The sequence below is a fragment of the Peribacillus sp. NPDC097198 genome (genome assembly GCF_044762055.1).
Classification (GTDB): Bacteria; Bacillota; Bacilli; order Bacillales; family DSM-1321; genus Peribacillus.
In genome coordinates this window covers 1-3,150 of sequence record NZ_JBIWDO010000026.1, presented here as the reverse complement: position 1 = coordinate 3,150, position 3,150 = coordinate 1, and the positions used below count along the sequence as shown (strand labels likewise).

Below are 3,150 nucleotides of genomic sequence, written 5' to 3'. Positions count from 1 at the left end.
AAAAATATTAATTGAATTTAGTATAGACAGTATAGATTCAACGGAATTTTAAAAAAACAAATAAATTCTTCAATTAAATCTTCATTTCTTTATTTAGGTGTTTCGTTTCTTCTTTATTATTATTCATTTCAAGTAAAGGTGCCTTTTGTTTTGAAGAAAGAAAGGTATGCTCATAAATTTAATCAACTTAGAAGAGGCAGCAACGATCAGAGTGTGAATATGACTCTGAGAAGAGATTAATGGTTCTAAAGATTATGTTTTCTTATTAAAATCTATCTGATGTTAATGTAATAATAATGCTTTCGATTGGGAAAGTATTTCCTAATATACTAGCTGGGAATTCATATAAGATGGTACATTCTATGCAAGGTTGTGTAGGGATTAATCCATTATGGTCCATCTTCTACCCAATAGGTGAGTTGTGTTAAATTAAAAAAAGTATTAGTTCCTTTATTTTCAACTATACATCGAGTATTCTTAATGGGAGATAACCACTAGGATAAAAGAGGGATAATTCGTGAAGCACCTATACAGTGAAATACTACAATTTAGGGGTACGCATTATGACTTTGGATTCATGCAGGGGGAAAAGTTAAAGGATTCCCTCACTGTTAAAAATCGTGAAGATCAGTGGAAAGTAAGGCAGCCACGTTTTACGGTTGAAGAGGAAGAGGTCAAAAATGCAATTACTTCATTTGCACCTGGCGTATGGGAAGAAATACTCGGGTTCCAAGAAGCATTAAAATGGCCAATCGAACGTGTTCTCCAGGAATTCGGCGGCTATAGATTGGATTATGTTCGATCGGGTTGTTCAATCATGACAGGCGATTCGTATTTGGTGCGTAATTATGATTACCATCCGAAAACCTATGAGGGACGTTATGTGCTATTCCAGCCGACGGACCAGGGGTATGCGAGCATCGGTCCGAGCCAACGCGGGACTGGACGGATGGATGGGATGAACGAAAAAGGGCTATCGATGGGATATAACTTCATGAATCGGAAAAATCCCGGCGATGGATTCATTTGCTGCATGATTGGCCGATTGATATTGGAGTCTTGTGCAAATGTCGAGGAAGCCGTTGCGATGCTGAAGGAAATTCCGCATCGACATTCATTCACATACGTCGTTCATGATGGAAGTGGGAAGAGTTTTATAATAGAAACGTCCCCAAGAAATGTGGAGGTCCGGACAGCGACTGCCTGCACCAATCATTTTGAGATCCTGAAGCATGAAAACCGTCATCATCTTGTGGATTCGAAACGGAGATTGGACACTATCCATCAACAACAGGATAGCATCTCGGATACATATGAAGCATTTCGTTTGTTTAACGACACCAATCAGGGTGTTTTTTCCGATTTGTATAGCAGCTGGGCAGGGACGATCCATACGTCGGTTTATTTGCCGCGTGAAATGAAAGCATGGATTGCACTGGGCGGCAATCAAGAGCCTACGGTTTTGGACTTTGCAAAATGGCTTGCAGGAGAAGATATTGAAAAAGAAAGAATCATGGGTGTGATTGATACCACCATCCCATTTGTACATATGGATGAAGGGGCGAATTGGTTCCGTGAGTAAGAGTGGATAATGGAGGCTCGATCTTTGGATTGGGCTTCTTTATTTATTCGTGTCTCCAAAATTGCGTGTATTTTTACATGATGAGGGATAATATGTAGGGATGACGACATCATTATTAGATTAAAACGAATGAACATAGTATGAAACAATGCTGTGTAAAGGGATAGTTGTATAATAGAATGGATGGTAAAGTGGATACATATAAAATCTAACAGAAGATTCTACCAAATGGGGAATAGAGGGAGATAAATCATGGAAACAAAAAGAGTATTACCGGTTCTTTTCTTAGTGATGTTTTTAGTCATGGTTGGGTTTGGAATCATCATTCCTGTCATGCCTTTCCTGGCTGAAAAAGTGGGAGGAAGCCCGACAGAGCTTGGTCTTTTGATGGCTGTCTATTCGTTCATGCAATTGATATTCGCACCAATGTGGGGCCGGATATCTGACAGGATTGGCCGGAAGCCGGTCATGATGATCGGGATTGCAGGCTTGGCTGTTTCGTTTTTCATCATGGCATCGGCGGATTCTTTACTGGTGTTATTCATCGCCAGGATTATCGGGGGTGCCTTATCTTCAGCGAATATGCCAACTGCCATGGCATACGTAGCAGATATTACGACGCCCGAAGAACGGGGAAAAGGGATGGGAATCATTGGGGCCGCTACAGGACTTGGCTTCATATTCGGTCCGGCCATTGGTGGGATATTCTCGGAGACGAGTTTGAATATGCCGTTTTACATCGCCGGCATTTCATCCATCATTACCCTCATATTAGTCATGATATTACTGAAAGAATCGCTTACTGAAGAAAAAAGATCCCACCGGACGGAAGAAAAGGTGTCCATGTGGAAATCCTTTAAAGGCCCGATGAGCGTCCTGTTTATTCTGCAATTGATCATTACCCTTTCCATGGCGGGCTTAGAGACGACGTTTGCTTATTTTGCAGCCCAAAAGGCCGATATAAGTCTTGTTCAATTAGGTTATATCTTTATGATCATGGGATTCGGTAGTGCGATTGTTCAAGGTGGATTAATCGGACCGATGACCAAGAAGTTCGGGGAAGGAAACGTCATTCGAATCGGAATTGTCGTATCGGCGATTGGATTTGTGCTCATCTTGTTCTCGACTAATTTCTGGACATCGGCGATTTTCCTGACGATTTTCGGATTGGGGAACGGTGTCATCCGCCCTGCCATCTCGGCACTGGTCACTAAAAGTTCAACATCCGGCCATGGTGGGGTCACGGGCTTACTTTCTTCCTTTGATTCATTCGGAAGGATTGCGGGCCCTCCTATAGGTGGTTGGTTATTCTCCATCTACATCGGTTTACCTTTTATATCCGGTGCGATCCTATCGCTGTTTGCATTGGTCCTTTATCAAGTGTTCCATGCAAGGAAACGATCAGTGGAAACAAGCAGCTAATCAAGAACATAAATAAGAAAAAACGAGTTAGGAAATTCCTACTCGTTTTTATTGTAGAAAAGAAAACCCTAGGCTAGGCCTAGGGTTCTAAAAAGCTTTCAGCATGGTATTAAAAAAACTCTCCCATGGTGCTAAAATATTTTTGG

2 protein-coding genes are annotated in these 3,150 nt (G+C 41.5%); both read left to right on the top strand.

What is annotated here, in order from left to right; genetic code table 11:
- Positions 1-517: 517 nt before the first annotated feature.
- Positions 518-1,582: a C45 family autoproteolytic acyltransferase/hydrolase gene (locus ACIQXQ_RS20745; RefSeq protein ID WP_402959884.1), complete on the top strand. Its 1,065-nt coding sequence runs from the start codon at positions 518-520 to the stop codon at positions 1,580-1,582.
- 252 nt (positions 1,583-1,834) lie between these two features.
- On the top strand, positions 1,835-3,004 hold the full coding sequence (locus ACIQXQ_RS20740; RefSeq protein ID WP_402959883.1) for an MFS transporter: 1,170 nt from the start codon (positions 1,835-1,837) through the stop codon (positions 3,002-3,004).
- The last annotated feature ends 146 nt before the right edge of the window (positions 3,005-3,150 follow it).